Raw genomic sequence first — 17,681 nt, 5'->3', positions numbered from 1 at the left:
GAAGGTAGCTACTTGTGAACTACGAAACGATTTTGTTGGAAACCCATGGTCGCGTTGGCCTGATCACCCTCAACCGTCCGCAAGCGCTGAATGCGTTGAACGCGCAAATTGTCAGCGAGCTGAACCAAGCCCTCGATGGCCTGGAAGCCGATTCGAACATCGGCTGCATCGTGCTGACCGGCTCGAAAAAAGCCTTCGCGGCCGGCGCCGACATCAAGGAAATGGCCGAGCTGACCTACCCGCAGATCTACCTTGACGACCTGTTCAGCGACAGCGATCGCGTGGCTAACCGCCGCAAGCCGATCATTGCCGCCGTCAATGGTTTCGCCTTGGGCGGTGGTTGTGAACTGGCGCTGATGTGCGACTTCATCCTGGCCGGCGACAACGCCAAGTTCGGTCAGCCGGAAATCAACCTCGGCGTACTGCCGGGCATGGGCGGCACCCAGCGCCTGACCCGCGCGGTGGGCAAAGCCAAGGCCATGGAAATGTGCCTCAGCGGTCGCTTGATCGATGCGGTGGAAGCGGAGCGTTGTGGGATTGTGGCGCGGATTGTTCCGGCAGATGAGTTGCTGGAAGAAGCGTTGAAAGTCGCGGCGCTGATTGCCAAGAAGTCATTGCCGATTGCAATGATGATCAAGGAAAGCGTCAACCGCGCGTTTGAAGTGAGCCTGTCGGAAGGTGTGCGCTTTGAGCGTCGGGTGTTCCATGCGGCGTTTGCGACGCAGGATCAGAAGGAAGGGATGGCGGCGTTTATTGCCAAGCGTGAGGCGGAGTTCCAGGGTAAGTGATGGTAGTGGGGTAGATTCAAAATCCACCCCTCACCCCAGCCCTCTCCCCATAGGGGAGAGGGGGAAAGGGAGCCCATCTCCATGCTTTTCAAATCCTGAGTTCGACTCGGTATTTGAGGTCGCAGAATTTCTACAAAACAACTCGGTCAGTCCCCTCGCCCCTCTGGGGCGGTCCGACGTTTCGGGAGGGTTAGGGTGAGGGGTGGATTCAAAGACCACCCCCAATTCCAGCCATCACACTAAGTAATGTTTCAGCTCCCGAGCAATCACCATCCGCTGTATCTCGCTCGACCCTTCATAAATCTGCGTAATCCGCGCATCCCGGTAGTAACGCTCCACCGGGTAATCCTCCAGATACCCATACCCGCCATGAATCTGCATCGCCGACGAACACACCTTCTCGGCCATCTCGGATGCAAACAACTTCGCCTGTGAAGCCTCCGACAGACACGGCTTGCCGGCACTGCGCAACCGCGCGGCATGCAAGATCAGCAGTCGTGCCGCGTTCAATCGGGTGTGCATGTCGGCCAGCATGTTGGCGATGCTCTGGTGCTCGATGATCGGCTTGTTGAACTGCACCCGATCCCGCGAGTAGGCCAGCGCCGCTTCAAATGCCGCGCGGGCAATGCCCAGCGCCTGCGCCGCGATGCCGATGCGGCCGCCTTCGAGGTTGGAGAGGGCAATCGCCAGTCCTTTGCCGCGCTCACCCAACAGGTTGGCTTCGGGGATGGTGCAGTTGCTCAGGGTCACCGCGCAGGTATCGGACGCGCGAATACCCATCTTGTGTTCAGTGCGATCAACAATGAAACCCGCGGTATCGGTTGGCACCAGGAACGCCGAGATGCCGCGCTTGCCCAGGTCCGGATCGGTCACCGCGAACACGATGGCCAGTTTCGCCCGTTTGCCATTGCTGACGAATTGCTTGGCGCCGTTGATCACCCACTGGCCGTCGCGCAGTTCAGCGCGGGTGCGCAGGTTGTGGGCTTCGGACCCGGCCTGGGGTTCGGTCAGGCAGAAGCAGCCGATGGCCTGACCGCTGGCAAGATCCGGCAGCCAGGTCTGTTTCTGTTCTTCAGTGCCATAGTTGAGGACCGGACCGCAGCCCACGGAGTTGTGAATGCTCATGAGTGCGCCAGTGGCGCCGTCACCGGCCGAAATCTCTTCCACGGCCAAGGCGTAGGCGACGTAGTCGACATAGGTGCCGCCCCATTCCTCGGGCACCACCATGCCCAGCAGACCCAGTTCGCCCATCTTCGCCACCAGACCGTCATCGATCCAGCCGGCCTTTTCCCAGGCCTGGGCGTGGGGTGCGATTTCGCCGCGGGCAAAGTCCCGGGCCATGTCGCGGATCATGACTTGCTCTTCGCTCAATTCGATATCGTGCATGGCTCAGCTCCCGCTTTGGTCAAAACCCGTGAAGAAACTCGCGACGTGCTCGGCATCCAGCGCCTGCAAGGTCGGCGGGTTCCAGCGCGGTTTCTTGTCTTTGTCGATCAGCAAGGCGCGCACGCCTTCGATCAGGTCGCCGCGCTCGAACCACTGACGGTCCAGGTGCAGCTCAAGGGCGAAGCAGTCTTCCAGACTCAGGTGCCGACCACGCCGGAGCATTTCCAGGGTCACACCCATGGCCAGCGGTGAACGGCTTTCCAGCAGGTCGGCGGTGGTCGTGGCCCACTCGTGGCTGTCGGCGACCGTTACTTCACGCAGTTGCTCAACAATACTCGGCACATCGGGCAGGGCGAAGAAGTGATCGATGGCCGGGCGCAACGCCGCCAAAGGTGGTTCCGGCAGTTGTTGCACGGCCAGTTTCGCCAGCAGACCTTGAAGGTCCTTCAACGGCGTTTCGTGCCATTCGAGTTGATCGAGTTGCTCGTCCAGGGTGCCCAGCCTGTCGCTTTCCAGGTACCAGTCGGCCAGGCCACAATAGAGCGCATCGGCCGCACGGATCTGCACGCCACTAACGCCGAGGTAGATCCCCAGTTCACCGGGAACGCGCGGCAGGAAATGACTGCCACCGACATCCGGGAAATAACCGATCGCCACTTCCGGCATCGCCAGACGGCTTTTCTCGGTGACCACCCGCAGGTCGGCGCCTTGCACCAGGCCCATGCCGCCGCCCAGGACAAAACCGTCCATCAAGGCGAGCACCGGTTTGCGGTAATGGTGAATCGCGAGGTCGAGGGCGTATTCCTCGACGAAGAAATCTTCGTGCAGCGTGTCGCCGTTTTTGAAGCTGTCATACAGCGAACGGATGTCGCCGCCGGCACAGAACGCCTTCTCGCCAGCACCGCGCAATACCACCGCGTGCACGTGTGGATCCAGTGCCCAGGCGTCGAGCTGACGCTGCAGGTTGCGGACCATGTCCAGAGTAATGGCGTTAAGGCCGGCGGGGCGATTGAGGGTCAGGTGACCGATGTGATTGCGAACCTCGGCCAGCACTTCGTTTTGCGTGGCATCCATGGACGAAGTCCACTTCGATGAAACCTGAGCAGTCATCACTAACTCCCTGCTTTTATTGTTCTTTATAGAGAAGCTCGCATGCGAGCGATGCTGGATCGTACCAGTGCAAATTTGTGATGTACAACCGGCATATGTGCAGGTCTTGCCTGCATTTTTGTAATGCCGATGAAGGATTTCTCTCTGAATACAGCCGTGGGCCGCGCTTACGACAGATTCGGCTGTGAAAACAGCCTTATCAGCGCAATCCGGGTGTCTACACCGGCCCGTACGACACCTGCACCCGCTCATCTGTTGGCATTCTGGCCTCGGGTTTGAAGCCGTCTGTGCCGAGGGTTTCAGGCCGGGTGCCGCTGAGTGCGGCCCACCGTGCAAAACAATAAGAACGCTGTTGCGGTGTTAGCCGCATCGACTCTCTGTTCCTGCCCATAAAGGTGGCCTGGTTAGCCTGGCCGCGATAACTCCAAACAAATCGGGATTCAAGAAGATGAAGACTAGATGGCTGAGCTTGTCGGTACTCGCATTGCTGTGCTGCACCACCGGCGCCAGTGCCAAGGAATGGAAAGAGCTGCGATTCGGCGTCAACCCGAGCTATCCGCCTTTTGAGTCCACCACCGCCGATGGCGGCGTGCAGGGCTTTGGCGTGGATTTGGGCAACGCGATCTGCGCCGAATTGAAGGTGAAGTGCGTGTGGGTCAGCAATGACTTCGACGGGCTGATTCCGGCGCTCAAGGCGGGCAAGTTCGATGCCATCGAATCGTCGATGACGGTGACCGATGCGCGTAAAAAGCAGATCGACTTCACCGATCGCCTGTATGCCGGGCCGACCGCGATCGTCACCCGCAAGGATTCCGGGCTGTTGCCCACCGCCGAGTCGCTGCAGGGCAAGACCATCGGTTACATGCAGGGTACGATTCAGGAAACCTACGCCAAGGCCAAACTGGCACCCGGCGGCGTGAAGCTGCGGGCCTATCAGAATCAGGATCAGGTCTACGCCGACCTGGTATTTGGCCGCCTCGACGCCTCCATCCAGGACAAGATGCAGGCGCAAATGAGCTTTTTGACTTCCCCCCAAGGCGCTGACTTCAAGAACAGTGAAGGCATCAGCGACCCGTTAGTGCCATCCGACATCGCCATCGGCGTGCGCAAGGACAACGAAGAACTCAAAGGCATGCTCAATGCCGCCATCAAAGCCCTGCATGACAAGGGTATCTACGCGCAGATCCAGCAGAAACACTTCGGCGATCTGGACCTCTACAACTACTGATCCTCGCGCCCCGAAGGCTGCGTCCTGGTAACAGGCGCAGCGCTTGCGCGCGGGCGCCTCAAGACAGGTGACTGACGTGAACTCCTTCCTGAATCTGATCGGGGTCGATCTCTCGGCCCTGCAAGGCTATGGCCCTTTGTTGCTGCACGGCACCTGGGTCACGCTGAAATTGTCAGCGCTCTCGCTGCTGGTGAGCATGGCGCTGGGCCTGCTCGGCGCGGCGGCGAAACTGTCGCCGCTGAAGCTGTTGAACCTGCCGGCGACCTTCTACACGACGCTGATTCGCGGTGTGCCGGACCTGGTGCTGATGCTGCTGATTTTCTACAGCTTGCAAGGCTGGCTGAGTAGCCTGACCGAGGCCATGGACTGGCCCTACATGGAAATCGACCCGTTCGTGGCTGGCGTCATCACCCTCGGGTTTATCTATGGCGCGTATTTCACCGAGACCTTTCGCGGGGCGATTCTGAGTGTGCCGCGCGGTCAGCAGGAAGCCGCCGCGTGCTTTGGTCTGAATCGCTGGCAGCGATTTCGCTTCGTGGTGTTCCCGCAAATGATGCGTTTCGCCTTGCCGAGCCTCGGCAATAACTGGCTGGTGCTGCTCAAGGCCACGGCGCTGGTGTCGATCATCGGTTTGTCGGACTTGGTAAAAGTCGCGCAGGAAGCCGGTAAAAGCACCTTCAATATGCTCGATTTCCTGCTGCTGGCAGCGGCGTTGTACTTGCTGATCACCAGCGCTTCCAACTACGTTTTGCGCGTGCTGGAACGGCGCTATAACCAGGGTGTGCGGGGGATGGCACGATGATCGAGTTGATTGCCGAATACTGGAAACCCTTTCTGTTCAGCGACGGCTACAGCCTCACCGGGTTGGCGATGACGTTGTGGCTGCTGGTGGCGAGCATTGTGATGGGGTTCTTCCTGTCGTTGCCGTTGGCGATCATGCGCACCTCGCGCTGGGGCCTGCTGCGCTGGCCGGTTCAGCTGTTCACTTATGTGTTTCGCGGTACGCCGCTGTATATCCAGTTGCTGATTTGCTACAGCGGGATCTACGGCATCGCCGTGGTGCGCTCGCAACCATTGCTTGAAGCATTTTTCCGCGATGCGATGAATTGCACCTTGCTCGCGTTCACGCTGAACACCTGCGCCTACACCGTGGAAATCTTCGCCGGGGCGATTCGCAGCATTCCCTACGGGGAAATCGAGGCCGCCCATGCGTATGGCTTGAGTGGCTGGCGCCTGTACCTGCGGCTGATTCTTCCTTCGGCGTTGCGCCGGGCACTGCCGTATTACAGCAACGAAGTGATCCTGATGTTGCACGCGACTTCAGTGGCGTTCACCGCCACCATTCCGGACATCCTCAAAATCGCCCGGGACGCCAATGCCGCGACCTTCATGACCTTTCAGGCCTTCGGCATTGCCGGCCTGCTGTACCTCGCGCTGTCGTTCGGCCTGGTCGCAGCCTTTCGGTTGGCTGAGAAGCGCTGGCTGAGTTTTCTCGGCCCGACTCACTGAATCCCATTTTCTATCCAGAGCGGTGCCGCCAGGCGCGCCACTCCAGGAGTGCTGACATGTACAAACTCACGGTTGAAAATCTGTATAAACGTTTTGGTGACAACGAAGTGCTCAAGGGCGTCTCGTTGAATGCACGGGCAGGCGATGTGGTCAGCATGATCGGCGCCAGCGGTTCGGGTAAAAGCACGATGCTGCGCTGCATCAATTTTCTGGAGCGCGCGGACGAAGGCGCCATTGAACTGGACGGCGAGCGCGTCATCACGCGCCCGGGTGCCGGTGGCATGCGTGTCGCTCATCCGGCGCAATTGCAGCGTTTGCGCACGCGCCTGGCGATGGTGTTCCAGCATTTCAATCTGTGGAGCCATCTGACGGTGCTGGAGAACATCGTGCTGGCGCCGTGTCGGGTGCTGGGGATCAGCCGAAAGGCCGCCGAAGAAAGTGCGCGAGCCTATCTGGATAAGGTTGGTCTGCCGCAACGAGTGGCCGATCAATACCCGGCGTTTCTGTCCGGTGGGCAGCAACAGCGGGTGGCTATCGCGCGTGCCCTGGCAGTGGAACCGGAAATTCTGTTGTTCGACGAGCCGACTTCGGCACTCGATCCGGAATTGGTGGGTGAGGTGTTGAAGGTCATTCAGGCACTGGCCGAAGAAGGCCGTACCATGTTGATGGTGACCCACGAGATGGGGTTTGCCCGGCAGGTTTCCAGTCAAGTGTTGTTCTTGCATCAGGGCAAGGTCGAGGAGCAGGGTGACGCAACGATCCTCGACCAGCCAAAAAGTGAACGTTTGCAGCAATTTCTATCGGGTCGTTTGAAGTGAGGCAAGACGTACATGGCGGATATCCGCGATCTGTCGATCGTGCTTGATCGTATCGATCAGGCAATCATCGAAGTGCTGCGCCACGAAGGGCGCATCACTTATCAAAAGCTTTCCGAGCGCGTGCACTTGACGCCCAGGCCGTGCCTGGAACGGGTGCGCAAACTCGAACAGCTCGGGGTCATTCGTGGGTATGGCGCGATTCTCGATGAAAAGAAACTGACACCAGGCTTGTCGTTACTGGTGTTGGTTGCGTTGTCGAACCAGAGTGGGCGGGCGGCGCAAAAGGCGTTCGAAGCCAAGGTCCGCGCCTGTCCGCAGGTGCTGGAATGTCGGTTGATCAGCGGTGCGTTCGACTACAGCTTGCGCATGCGTTGCCGGGACATGGAGCACTATCGGGTGCTGACCGAAGTCTGGTTCGATGATCCGGATTTGCACATCGACAAGTTGGTCAGCCATCCGGAATTGGCGATGGTCAAGACCACGATGGAATAGGTTTGGCAGAGCAAAAAAATCGCAGCTTCGGGCTGCGATTTTTTTTGTCTGGTCGCCGCCGAATCGGCTGCGCCACACACGTTTTTCAGCCGTTTCCATCACGCCGCAGACACTTATCAACCGGGTTTTTTAGCCTGCGACACAGACAATGGGTACCTCTTAACCCTCATTGAATCTGTGCCCATGCAAACCACCAATACTGTTTTGATGATTCGCCCGACACGTTTCTCCTTCAATCAGGACACGGCGGCGAACAACCGTTTCCAGCAGCCGGCCGACGTCAGCGAAGACGTTCAGCAAAAGGCCCTGCAAGAGTTCGATGGCTACGTTGCCGCGCTGCGCAACCATGGCGTCGAGGTCATGGTGCACAACGACCGCGAAGCGCCGCATACCCCGGATTCGATCTTCCCAAACAATTGGTGGAGCAGCCATCCCGACGGTACCTTGGTGCTGTACCCGATGCAGGGCCACAACCGGCGTCTGGAGCGGGACAAAGGCGTGCTCGACTGGTTGCGGGACGAGTACCGGGTGGAACAGTTGCTGGACCTTTCCAGCCTCGAACAGCAGGAAGTGTTCCTCGAAGGCACCGGCAGCATGGTGCTGGATCGTCAGCAGCGGATTTGCTACGCCGGTTATTCCACCCGCACCCATGCCCGTGCCCTGGATCAGGTGGTCAGTCATTTGGGTTACGAGCTGTGCGCATTCAATGCGGTGGACCGCCAGGGCGTCGCGATTTACCACACCAACGTGATGATGAGTGTCGGCACGCGCCTGGCCGTGGCTTGCCTGGCGTCGGTCACTCAGCCGGCCGAACGCCTGGCCCTGCGATCGCGACTCGAAGACAGCGGCAAGAAGGTCATCGCCCTGAGCTGGGAGCAGCTGGAGTCCTTCGCCGGCAACATGCTGGAGGTCCACAACGCTGCGGGCGAACCCTTGCTGGTGATGTCGCGCACGGCCTGGCTATCGCTGGATGCGGCGCAGCGTCGATTGATCGAAGCCCACACCACGCCACTCCCCGTCAATATCGACACCATCGAGCGCATCGGCGGCGGCAGCGCGCGCTGCATGTTGGCGGAAGTCTTTCTAACCAAACGTCTGGCTACCAAGGAGCAAGTACGATGATCGTTCGTCCAGCCACACCGGCAGACCTGCCGGCCCTGTTAGCCCTGGCCCATAGCGCCGGAACCGGTTTGACCACCTTGCCGGCCGACGCGGGGCGTCTACGTCAGCGTCTGGAATGGGCGGCGAAAACCTTCTCTGGCGAGGCCGAGCGCGCCGATGCCGATTACCTGTTTGTGCTCGAGAATGACCATCATGAAGCCATCGGTATTTGCGCACTGGCCGGTGCTGTCGGCCTTCGCGAGCCCTGGTACAACTATCGACTGGGCCTGTTTGTCGCGGCCTCGAAAAACCTCGGGATCAATCAGCAACTGCCGACATTGTTCCTCGGTAACGACATGACCGGCCATTCGGAGCTGTGTTCGCTGTTCCTGCATGCCGATCACCGCAGCGGTCTGAACGGGCGCTTGCTGTCCAAGGCGCGGTTCCTGTTTCTGGCGGAATTTCGTCAGCATTTCGGGGAGAAGGTCATTGCCGAGATGCGCGGCTACTCGGATGCAGAAGGCGTTTCACCGTTCTGGGAAGGTCTGGGACGGCACTTCTTCAAGATGGATTTTGCCGATGCCGACTACCTGACCGGGTTGGGCAACAAAACGTTCATTGCCGAATTGATGCCGAAGTTTCCGCTGCCGACCTGCCTGTTGCCGGAAGCGGCGCGAACCGTCATCGGTCGCGTCCACCCCAACACCGAACCGGCGCTGGGCATGCTCAAGGCTGAAGGATTCGAACACCGCGATTACATCGACATCTTCGACGGCGGCCCGCTGATCGAATGCGCCACCGGGGATATTCGTGCGGTGCGCGACAGTCAGGTGCTGCAACTGAGCATCGGCACACCGGGAGAGCAGGCGGCGACGTACCTGATTCATAACCGCCAGTTTGCCGAATGCCGGATTACCGCGGCACCGGCGCGGGTGGCTGCCGGTACGTTGATTGTCGATGCAGAGACTGCGAAGAGCTTGGGGTTGAATGCCGGTTCATCGGTGCGTGCGGTGAGCCTGGCAGTACCTGCACGACAATTATCTGCAGCATAGATAAATCCCAAAATCAAAAGATCGCAGCCTGCGGCAGCTCCTACAGGGGATCGCATTTCAATGTAGGAGCTGCCGCAGGCTGCGATCTTTTGATCTTCAACTCTTACTGGAAAACACATCGCCAATGCTGCGCCGTTTGGCATGCAGCTCACTGGCATGGATCAACTGTTCGAGGTCTTCGGGCGTGACATCGAAGAACGCCTCCATGTCCGCCAAGGCCAGTTTCAAGTCCTGAGCGGTGATCGCCTGGCTGTCGGTGGGCGGGTGATCGGCCGGCACCCTGGACACCGGTTCGCTCGCGCGTTTTGGGTAACGAATGCGCGTCAGGTTGTTGTAGGCCAGGGCGCTGAGCAGCATGGTCGATCCGCTGAGCATCACCGGGCCGAGGGCTTTCCAGTCCAGGGCAATGGTCGCCGGGTCTGCCAACACTAAAAGCAACGCCAACGCCCCGGCCGGAGGATGCAGGCAACGCAGCCAGCACATCAGAATCAGTGCCATGCCAGCCGCCAGGCAGGCGCTGCCGAGGGTTCGTCCGAGCACGTGAGCGACCAGCAGCGAAACCACCCCGGCGCTGAGGTAGCCGCCAAGAATCGACCAGGGCTGGGCAAGGGCGCCGGAGGACACCGCGAACAACAACACCGCCGATGCACCCAGCGGACCGATCAGGTGCTGCGCCACTTGCATGCCGAATACCTGGCTGCAGAGCCAGACGCTGAACATCGTGCCCAGGGACATGCCGATGGCGGCGCGGCTCCATTCGGAGGGGCGGGTGTTGATGGCGGCGGGAAACCAGCGAGCGAACATGAGGCAGACGATCCGTTGAAAAAAACCGAGGCAAAAAAAAGGCTTAGCTGGGATACCCAGAAAGCCCTTGAAGTTGTTCCAACTATTGGGGGAGGAACGGGCACAGTGTGCCGTTCATTCCTGATGCTGACAAATTCATATTAATGCAGCTTTAGTGCATTAATTTTGCTGTAAGGCCACCCGGCGACCGCTCATGAAACACAGGAATCCGCCCATGGCGGTCAGTGCGCTCAGGGCATAAAACATCGTTGGTGCCGGGGTGTGCATCAGCAGGTAACCGCAAATCACCGGGCTCAGGGCACCGCCGAGGGCCGCGAGGTTTTGCGCGCCGTAATAGCTGCCGCGCAGCTCTTCCGGGGCCAGGGTGTCGACGAAGAGGAATTCGGCGGGGTAAATGATCATTTCACCGAGGGTGAAGATGAACATGGCCACGCACCAGCTCACAAGGCTGTCGGCCAGGCTGAAGCCGATCAACCCGACGATGAACAGACTGGTGCCGCCTGCGATCCAGTAACGCAATTGCTCGCGTTTGAGGAATCGGCCGATCTGGTATTGCAGCAGGATCACGCTGATCGCATTGCAGGCGAGCAGGGCGGCCATGGTTTCCAATGCCCGTTTGGAGTCGTGGGTCACCAGCAGGTATTGCGACAGGTACAGGGTGAAACGGCCGTGGACCACGGTACTGAGCAGGCAGCCGCAGGTGAACATGATCAACGTGCGATCGTTTTTCAGGGTGACCAGCGTCTTGAGAAAACTCGCGGGTTGGCCAATCGCGGGTGTCTGGGCCGAGTCCTTCGGTATCCCGATCATCAGGAAAATACTGAAGAACGCGATGCCGCCGGCGATCAGGAACGGAGCAATCGGGTACACGCCGGCAATCACCACGCCCAGCATCGGGCCGGTGGCGTAGCCGATGTTGGTCAAGGTGTAGCGCAGGGAAAACGCCTTGGCGCGCTGGCCCATGGGCAGGTTTTCGCTGAGGATCGCCTTCGAGCCGATCAGGAACAGCGCCGAGGCGGTTTCGGTGATCACCAGCGTGGCGGTGGTCAGGTAGAGATTTTCGGCGAAGGTCAGCAGCACGAAGCCGATGGCGCTGGAGAGCATCGCGAGGATCAGCAGCCGGCGCTTCTCGAGGCGGTCGATGATGTAACCGCCGTAGAGGGCGAGCAGGGTGGCGATGAACACCGCGATGCCCAGCAGCAAGCCGACGTCCTGTTGGTTGAGGCCGAGTTTGTTGCTCAGGAACAACGTCAGCAGCGGGCTGGTGATGGCGCGGCTGACGACGATGGTCAGCGAAACGATCATCAACCGGCGGATAACGAGTGAGTAAGTGGCCACGGTGGTGCGGATGTCCTTATTTTGGTGTTTGGCTTGGGATCCACCCCTCACCCTAACCCTCCCGAAGCGTCGGACCGCCCCAGAGGGTAGAGGGGACTGATCGAGGTGTTTTTCGAATTACATCGACCTGGAATTCCGAGTCGAACTCAGGTTTGAAGAGCATGAAGATCAGCTCCCTTTCCCCTCTCCCCCATGGGGAGAGGGTTGGGGTGAGGGGTGGTTTTAACGACCACCCAACCCCTCAAGCCATGCACCCAGAGCCTCGACAGATTCCAGCTCTTCAACCCGCCACAACTGCTCAAGCAGTTCTGCCGCTTGCTGTCGCGGCATCACCCGCACCGCCAGACTGAAAAACTTCTCCTCCAGCGCCGCATCACTCAACGGATTGCCCGGTGCACCCAACGGCGGGTCGACACACAGGCTCGCCTGCCGACCGTCCACGGTCCGCACGCTGACGATGGGCTCGCCATCCTCTGACAGTTGCGAGTCCACTTCAAGGTGGATGCGCGACATCCATTGAGCAATCCGTGGATCGCCCCGTTGTTCATCGTCATAAGCCTCCAACCGGCAATGACCCTGCACCAGCCGGGCCGCGAGGGCATACGGCAGGCTCATCTGCGCCGCCGCCAACGTGCCGACATCGCGCCCGCCGCACATGTCCTGCAGAAACCCGCACAACGACACCTGAACATCCTCGACCTGATCCGCGCTGACCTGCAGTTGATCCAGCAACAGGCCCAGCGCATCGATTGCCGAATGCGTTCCTCGGCACGCGGCATAAGGTTTGATCGAACAGCGAGCGAGTTTCCATACGACGCCCAGATCGGCATCCAGCGCCTCAGGTTGTGCAGTCTCACCGGCCAGGGTCTTGAGAAACCCGCCCCAGACATCGTCGAACAACTTCGTCGGCCCGGTGATGCCTCGTTGGGCAAATCTCGCCGCCAGCAATCCACCCTCGGCGGCACGGCCACTGTGAAGTTTCTTGCTTTGCGAACCGTCGTGAATAAACGCCCACAACCCTCCACTGAAACTGCCGGCAATGCCCAGTGCCGAGACGGTTTGCGCGGTATCCAGTCCGAGAATTCGTGCACTGGCCGCCGCCGCGCCGAACACACCGCAGGTGGCGGTGGAGTGCCAGCCGGCGCCGTTGTGGGCTGAATAACTGCCGCAGGCTTCGAGCACCCGACGGCCGATTTCGTAGCCGATCACCACGGCCGTGATCAACTCCCGGCCATTCACCGGTTTTCCAGACATCGACACCGCCGCCATGACCGCCGGCAGCACCACCGCGCCGGAATGGTCGCAGCCGCCGGTGTCGTCCAGTTCCAGGGCATGGGCGGCGACACCATTGAGCATGGCGGCCTGAGCCGCGCCGGTGCGTTGATCGGTGCCCCAGATCAGCGTGCTCCCGGTTTCACCGTCGAAGACCTGTCGTGCCTGTTTCGCGACATTGCTGCCAGCCCCGGCCAGGGTCACGCCAAAGGTGTCGAGTATGTGCCGCTTGGCTTGTGCCACCAGCGCTGGCGGCAAGTCTTCGAATCGGGTGTCGACGCAGAACTGCGCCAATCGCTGCATCCGCTCACTCATACGATGTAATCCCGATAATGCCGCTCATACACGGCCGCCGGATGGTCCTCGGTCACAGGCCGCGCCGATTCAGCCCACCATTGAGCGACGTCGGCGCCCGTGGCGATCCACACGTCATCGTGCTGTTGAATCCCCTCCAGCAACTCGCGCAACACGCCAATCCGTCCGGGCGTAGCAATGATCTCCGGATGGAGCCGCAGCACATAACACAAGCCGAACCGGTGAAACCCGGCGAAGTCCATTTGCAGGTTACCCAGGGTGTGGCTGTAAGAGGCAATCCGCGATTGCGCCGGCGGCACGGCCGGGCTGAGGTTGAAGGCGAAGTAGGGTTCGTCTTCCAGTTCGTAGTGCAACGGCAACTCAATGACGTCGGGCGCGGTCGGGTGAGCAAACGGCAAATCATCACCGCGCCAGGATGAGGACCAGCGAATGCCGTGATCCTTCAACGCCTCGATGAAACCCGGCGCACCGTTGCCGGCCGGAATGCGAAACCCCGTCGGGCGCTGGCCCGTCAGCGCGGTCAACGCCTCGCAGCCTTTGGCAATTTCGGCACTTTGCTCGGCGAGACTCAGGGTGTCGTAGTTCTGATGGCGATAACCGGCGCAGGCAATTTCATGCCCGCCAACCTGGATTGCCCGAATGTGCCCGGGGTTTTCCTCGGCGACGATACCGGGCACAAACCAGCTACTGGAAACCCCCAGTGCTTCGAATAAACCGAGCAAACGGTCGACGCCGCGTTGGGTGCCATAGCGCCAGACCGACAGTGTCTTGTCGCGCCCGGCGACCTCCGGGGCCTGGGTGAGGATGCCGTGGATGTCGTTGTAATCGACGGTCAACACCACGGCGCAGCGATAGCCTTTGGGCCAGACAGTGGACTCAGCCATGGTGATGCTCCTTCAGCCACCACTGGGCGACATCGCGGCACGTGGCGAACCACACGTCATCGCGCTGGCGCATGTGTTCGAAGAGTTTTTCCAGCAACAGGATGCGTCCTGGTTTGCCGGTGATCTTGGGGTGGAACAGGGTGGTCAGGCACAACCCTTCGTTCATGGCGCCGTCGTACTCGCGGCACCAGTTATCGAGGGTCAGCGCGTAGCTGGCGGTGCGGTCCAGCCCGGAAGGAAAGTCCGGCGCGCGGGTGTAGGCGAGGGAGGCGTAATCGTCCATTTCCCAGCGGCCGGGGATTTCCACCAGCGGTGTTTCGTGACCTGGCACTTTCACCAGGTACGGTCGGTCATCGCCGCGCATGCTGCTGGAGTAGGTCACGCCGGCGTCCACCAGCATCGCCGGGGTTTCGGCGCGCCAGTCGCCGGACGGGGTGCGGAAACCTTCGGCGCGGATGTTCAAGTGCTTCCAGAACACCTCGCGGGATTTGTTCATCACGTCCTTTTGCTGGTCCAGCGTCAGGGCGTAAAAGGATTCGTGTTTGTAGCCGTGGTAGGCCACTTCATGCCCGCGCTCGACAATCGCCTGGCACTGTTTCGGCCAGTTCTCCACGACCCAGGCCGGGACAAAGAACGTCGTCGGGATTTGGTACTCGTCGAGGACATCGAGGATGCGTGGCAAGGCCCGGTAAGGGCCGTAACCACCGAAACCGAAGTACTCGGGCTTGCGCCAGATCGAGCCGTTGAGCATGGCATCGCCAGTCGGGCCGTCGAGGTCGAAGGCCAGGGCGAGACAGGCTTTGTGCTGGTCGGGCCAGGTGGGTTGGGGTGAGGAGGACATGGGTGTGGCGCTCCGGTTGTTGATCGTTGGTGCGGTCAAAATCGCCCCCTCACCCCAACCCTCTCCCCAAAGGGGCGAGGGGGAAAGGGAGCTGATCTCCATGTTTTTCAGAACCTGAGCTCGACTCGATATCTCAGGTCGCAGAATGTCGAAAGATCACGGCAGTCAGCTCCCTCGCCCCTTTGGGGAGAGGGTTGGGGTGAGGGGGCGATTTCAAACCAGGTTATTTGCCGGCGTTAATGGTCACAGTCTTGATCGCACCCAGTTCCAGATCCCACTTCTTCAGGATCGTCTGGTAGGTGCCGTCATCGATCATGCTCTGCAACGCGACCTTCACCGCCTCACTCAGCTCAGGCTTTTTCTTGCTCACGCCCATCCCGGAGAACTGCACGGAAATCGGCTGGCCCACGGTCTTGTACATGTCCTTTTCCTGAGTCTTCAGGTAGGACAAGGTCTCGCTGCCCTGCATGGCGGCGTCGATACGGCTCTGACGCAGTTGCGCACGGGCGTCCGCGGAACCTTCGGTGCCGATAACGTTGATCGCAGGCTTGCCGGCGGCTTCGCAGTTAGCCTTGCTGTACTCAGCGATTTCCGCCGGGAACGTGGTGCGTCGGCTGGTGCCGACTTTTTTGCCGCACAGATCAGTGATTTCGTTGAAATCCTTGTTCTTCTGCAAGGTGTAGAACTGCGGACCGCTGGTGAAGTAGTCGACGAAGGTCACACTGGCCTGCCGTTCGACGGTGTCGGTCATGCCCGACAGCACCATGTCCACGCGGTCCGTGGTCAGTGCATTGATCATTTGCTCGAAGCCGGTTTCCTGCCATTTGATCTTCACGCCCAGACGTTCGGCCAGGGCGTTGCCCAGGTCGTAGTCGAGCCCGGTGAGGGTGTTGGTGGCCGGGTCCTTGAAATCCATCGGCGGGTAGTTCGGCATGATCGCAACGACGATCTCGCCCTTGGCCTTGATGCTCGCCGGCAACTCGGCGGCCATGGTGAAGCCGCAAGACATAACGCCTGCGAGTACTGCTGGGATAACGAAGTTCTTCATGGTCGTTCTCTTATGAGTGTTGTGAGCGCCAAAGAGCGCTTAGGTTCGAACGGCAGAAATGAAGCTTTGGGTGCGCGGGTTTTGCGGACTTATTAGTATTTCTTCGGGGCTTCCAGCCTCCACGATCTGCCCGCCGTCCATGAACACCATGCGGTTGGAAACTTCGCGAGCGAAGCCCAGTTCATGGGTGACGACGATCATGGTCATGCCGGTCTGCGCGAGGTCGCGCATCACCGACAGCACCTCACCGACCAGTTCCGGGTCGAGTGCCGAAGTGGGTTCATCGAACAGCATCAGCTTGGGGCGCATGGCCAGTGCACGGGCAATGGCGACGCGTTGTTGCTGACCACCCGAAAGTTCGATCGGGTAGCTGTTGCGCTTGTCGGCCAGGCCGACGCGAGCGAGCAATTCCACGGCTTCTTCGTGCGCCTCTTTGGGCGAACGCTTGAGCACCTGGCATGGCCCTTCGATGATGTTTTGCAGCACGGTCATGTGCGGGAACAGGTTGAAACGCTGGAACACCATGCCGGTGGACAGGCGTTGACGGGCGATCTGCGACTCGTTGAGCTCGTGCAGTTTGTTGCCGACGATCCGGTAACCCACCAGTTCGCCGTCGACCCAGAGGCCACCCTTGTCGATTTTTTCCAGCTGGTTGATGCAGCGCAGCAAGGTGCTTTTGCCGGAGCCGGACGGGCCGATGATGCACAGCACTTCGCCTTGCTCGACTTCGATGTTGATGTCCTTGAGGGCGTGGAAATGGTCGTAGTACTTGTTCAGGCTCACGGCCTTGACGATGCTTCTCATGTTGAACTCCTCAAGAACGCTTGCCGGCGCCGCGAGCGAAACGACGCTCCAGACGACTTTGACCGAAGGACAGGACGGTGACGGTGGCCAGGTACCAGATACCGGCGACGATCAGCAGCTCCATGACCCGGGCGTTGGCGTAGTAGATGTTCTGGGCGTTGTAGAGCAGTTCCGAGTACTGGATGACGCTCGCCAGCGAGGTCATCTTCACCATGCCGATGAACTCGTTACCGACCGGCGGAATGATGACGCGCATGGCCTGGGGCAGGATGATCCGGCGCAGCGCTTGCAGGCGCGGCATGCCGATCGACTTGGCGGCTTCGTACTGGCCGGTGTCCACCGACAGCAGGCCGGCACGCACCACTTCGGCGGTGTAGGCGCCCTGGTTAATGCTCAAACCGAGCAGGGCGGCCACGAACGGCGTCATCAGGCTCACGGTGTCCATTTCGAACAGGCCGGGGATGCCGATGGTGGGGAAGATCAGCGCCAGGTTGAACCACAACAGCAGTTGCAGAATCAGTGGCGTACCGCGAAACAGCCAGGTGTAGGTCACCGCCACGTAGCGCAGGATCGGGTTGGCCGACATGCGCATGATCGCTGTGATCACCCCGAAAACAATGCCCAGCGCCATCGCCAGCACCGCCATGACGATGGTGTTGAGCAAGCCCCACATGATCGCCTGGGAAGTGAGGAACTGGCCGATGTAGGACCATTCGATCTTGCCTTCGGCGAAGGCCCGCACCAACCCGAGAATCGCAATGACGATGACGGTGGCGAAGAAAATCCGACCGTAGTAACGCCGTGGCACATGGTGGTACTGGGTGATATCGAACTGGTTTTCCGCCAGTTTGCGCTCCGACTGGAGTCGTTCTGCCTGAGTCTGGCTCATGT

At 60.1% G+C, this 17,681-nt stretch carries 18 protein-coding genes; 8 read left to right on the top strand and 10 right to left on the bottom strand.

What is annotated here, in order from left to right; all coding sequences use genetic code 11:
* Positions 1-14 precede the first annotated feature (14 nt).
* Positions 15-788, top strand: coding sequence for an enoyl-CoA hydratase (locus ACYZTZ_RS13225; protein ID WP_461998516.1), 774 nt, complete (start codon positions 15-17; stop codon positions 786-788).
* 234 nt (positions 789-1,022) lie between these two features.
* Here the strand turns inward: ACYZTZ_RS13225 and ACYZTZ_RS13220 are convergent, their stop codons facing one another.
* Together ACYZTZ_RS13220 and ACYZTZ_RS13215 are read right to left on the bottom strand one after the other, a co-directional pair.
* Entirely contained in the window at positions 1,023-2,174 is a 1,152-nt protein-coding gene (locus tag ACYZTZ_RS13220) for an acyl-CoA dehydrogenase family protein (protein WP_129443945.1), read from the bottom strand.
* A gap of 3 nt (positions 2,175-2,177) precedes the next feature.
* Entirely contained in the window at positions 2,178-3,284 is a 1,107-nt protein-coding gene (locus ACYZTZ_RS13215; RefSeq protein WP_461998515.1) for an enoyl-CoA hydratase/isomerase family protein, read from the bottom strand.
* Positions 3,285-3,732: 448 nt separating this feature from the next.
* Here ACYZTZ_RS13215 and ACYZTZ_RS13210 point away from each other — a divergent pair, with 448 nt between their 5' ends.
* From ACYZTZ_RS13210 to astA, 7 genes are all read left to right on the top strand, one after another.
* The gene (locus ACYZTZ_RS13210) at positions 3,733-4,512 is read left to right on the top strand and encodes a transporter substrate-binding domain-containing protein (RefSeq protein ID WP_150657935.1); all 780 of its coding nucleotides are present in this window, start codon (positions 3,733-3,735) and stop codon (positions 4,510-4,512) included.
* A gap of 76 nt (positions 4,513-4,588) precedes the next feature.
* Positions 4,589-5,314 (top strand): ABC transporter permease, encoded by a 726-nt coding sequence (locus ACYZTZ_RS13205; protein WP_033054762.1) that lies wholly within the window; start codon positions 4,589-4,591, stop codon positions 5,312-5,314.
* A complete protein-coding gene (locus ACYZTZ_RS13200) occupies positions 5,311-6,021 on the top strand; it encodes an ABC transporter permease (protein ID WP_436273913.1) in 711 nt (236 codons plus the stop codon). The genes ACYZTZ_RS13205 and ACYZTZ_RS13200 overlap by 4 nt, the downstream gene beginning before the upstream one ends.
* 56 nt (positions 6,022-6,077) lie before the next feature.
* On the top strand, positions 6,078-6,839 hold the full coding sequence (locus ACYZTZ_RS13195) for an ABC transporter ATP-binding protein (protein WP_008155281.1): 762 nt from the start codon (positions 6,078-6,080) through the stop codon (positions 6,837-6,839).
* A 12-nt stretch (positions 6,840-6,851) separates the two neighbouring features.
* A complete protein-coding gene (locus ACYZTZ_RS13190; RefSeq protein ID WP_007974731.1) occupies positions 6,852-7,331 on the top strand; it encodes an Lrp/AsnC family transcriptional regulator in 480 nt (159 codons plus the stop codon).
* A 183-nt stretch (positions 7,332-7,514) separates the two neighbouring features.
* Entirely contained in the window at positions 7,515-8,453 is a 939-nt protein-coding gene (gene ctlX, locus ACYZTZ_RS13185) for a citrulline utilization hydrolase CtlX (RefSeq protein ID WP_461998514.1), read from the top strand.
* Positions 8,450-9,484 carry an arginine N-succinyltransferase gene (gene astA, locus ACYZTZ_RS13180; RefSeq protein ID WP_461998513.1) on the top strand — a complete coding sequence of 345 codons (1,035 nt, stop codon included), beginning with the start codon at positions 8,450-8,452 and terminating at the stop codon, positions 9,482-9,484. Before ctlX ends, astA begins: the two co-directional genes overlap by 4 nt.
* A 96-nt stretch (positions 9,485-9,580) precedes the next feature.
* Here the strand turns inward: astA and ACYZTZ_RS13175 are convergent, their stop codons facing one another.
* From ACYZTZ_RS13175 to ACYZTZ_RS13140, 8 genes are all read right to left on the bottom strand, one after another.
* Complete coding sequence (locus ACYZTZ_RS13175) at positions 9,581-10,288, bottom strand: HPP family protein (RefSeq protein ID WP_461998512.1); 708 nt, start codon at positions 10,286-10,288, stop codon at positions 9,581-9,583.
* A 159-nt stretch (positions 10,289-10,447) separates the two neighbouring features.
* On the bottom strand, positions 10,448-11,626 hold the full coding sequence (locus ACYZTZ_RS13170; protein ID WP_461998511.1) for an MFS transporter: 1,179 nt from the start codon (positions 11,624-11,626) through the stop codon (positions 10,448-10,450).
* Positions 11,627-11,848: 222 nt separating this feature from the next.
* Complete coding sequence (locus tag ACYZTZ_RS13165; protein WP_461998510.1) at positions 11,849-13,213, bottom strand: MmgE/PrpD family protein; 1,365 nt, start codon at positions 13,211-13,213, stop codon at positions 11,849-11,851.
* Positions 13,210-14,097, bottom strand: a complete 888-nt coding sequence (locus tag ACYZTZ_RS13160) for a polysaccharide deacetylase family protein (protein WP_461998509.1) — start codon at positions 14,095-14,097, stop codon at positions 13,210-13,212. Before ACYZTZ_RS13160 ends, ACYZTZ_RS13165 begins: the two co-directional genes overlap by 4 nt.
* Positions 14,090-14,938, bottom strand: a complete 849-nt coding sequence (locus ACYZTZ_RS13155; RefSeq protein WP_461998508.1) for a polysaccharide deacetylase family protein — start codon at positions 14,936-14,938, stop codon at positions 14,090-14,092. Before ACYZTZ_RS13155 ends, ACYZTZ_RS13160 begins: the two co-directional genes overlap by 8 nt.
* Before the next feature lie 223 nt (positions 14,939-15,161).
* Entirely contained in the window at positions 15,162-15,986 is an 825-nt protein-coding gene (locus ACYZTZ_RS13150) for an ABC transporter substrate-binding protein (RefSeq protein WP_461998507.1), read from the bottom strand.
* A 39-nt stretch (positions 15,987-16,025) separates the two neighbouring features.
* A complete protein-coding gene (locus tag ACYZTZ_RS13145) occupies positions 16,026-16,790 on the bottom strand; it encodes an amino acid ABC transporter ATP-binding protein (RefSeq protein ID WP_033054778.1) in 765 nt (254 codons plus the stop codon).
* Positions 16,791-16,800: 10 nt separating this feature from the next.
* Entirely contained in the window at positions 16,801-17,679 is an 879-nt protein-coding gene (locus ACYZTZ_RS13140; RefSeq protein ID WP_056745976.1) for an amino acid ABC transporter permease, read from the bottom strand.
* Positions 17,680-17,681 lie beyond the last annotated feature (2 nt).

The sequence above is a fragment of the Pseudomonas sp. LB3P58 genome (genome assembly GCF_054897895.1).
This window is presented reverse-complemented; position numbering and strand designations above follow the sequence as displayed.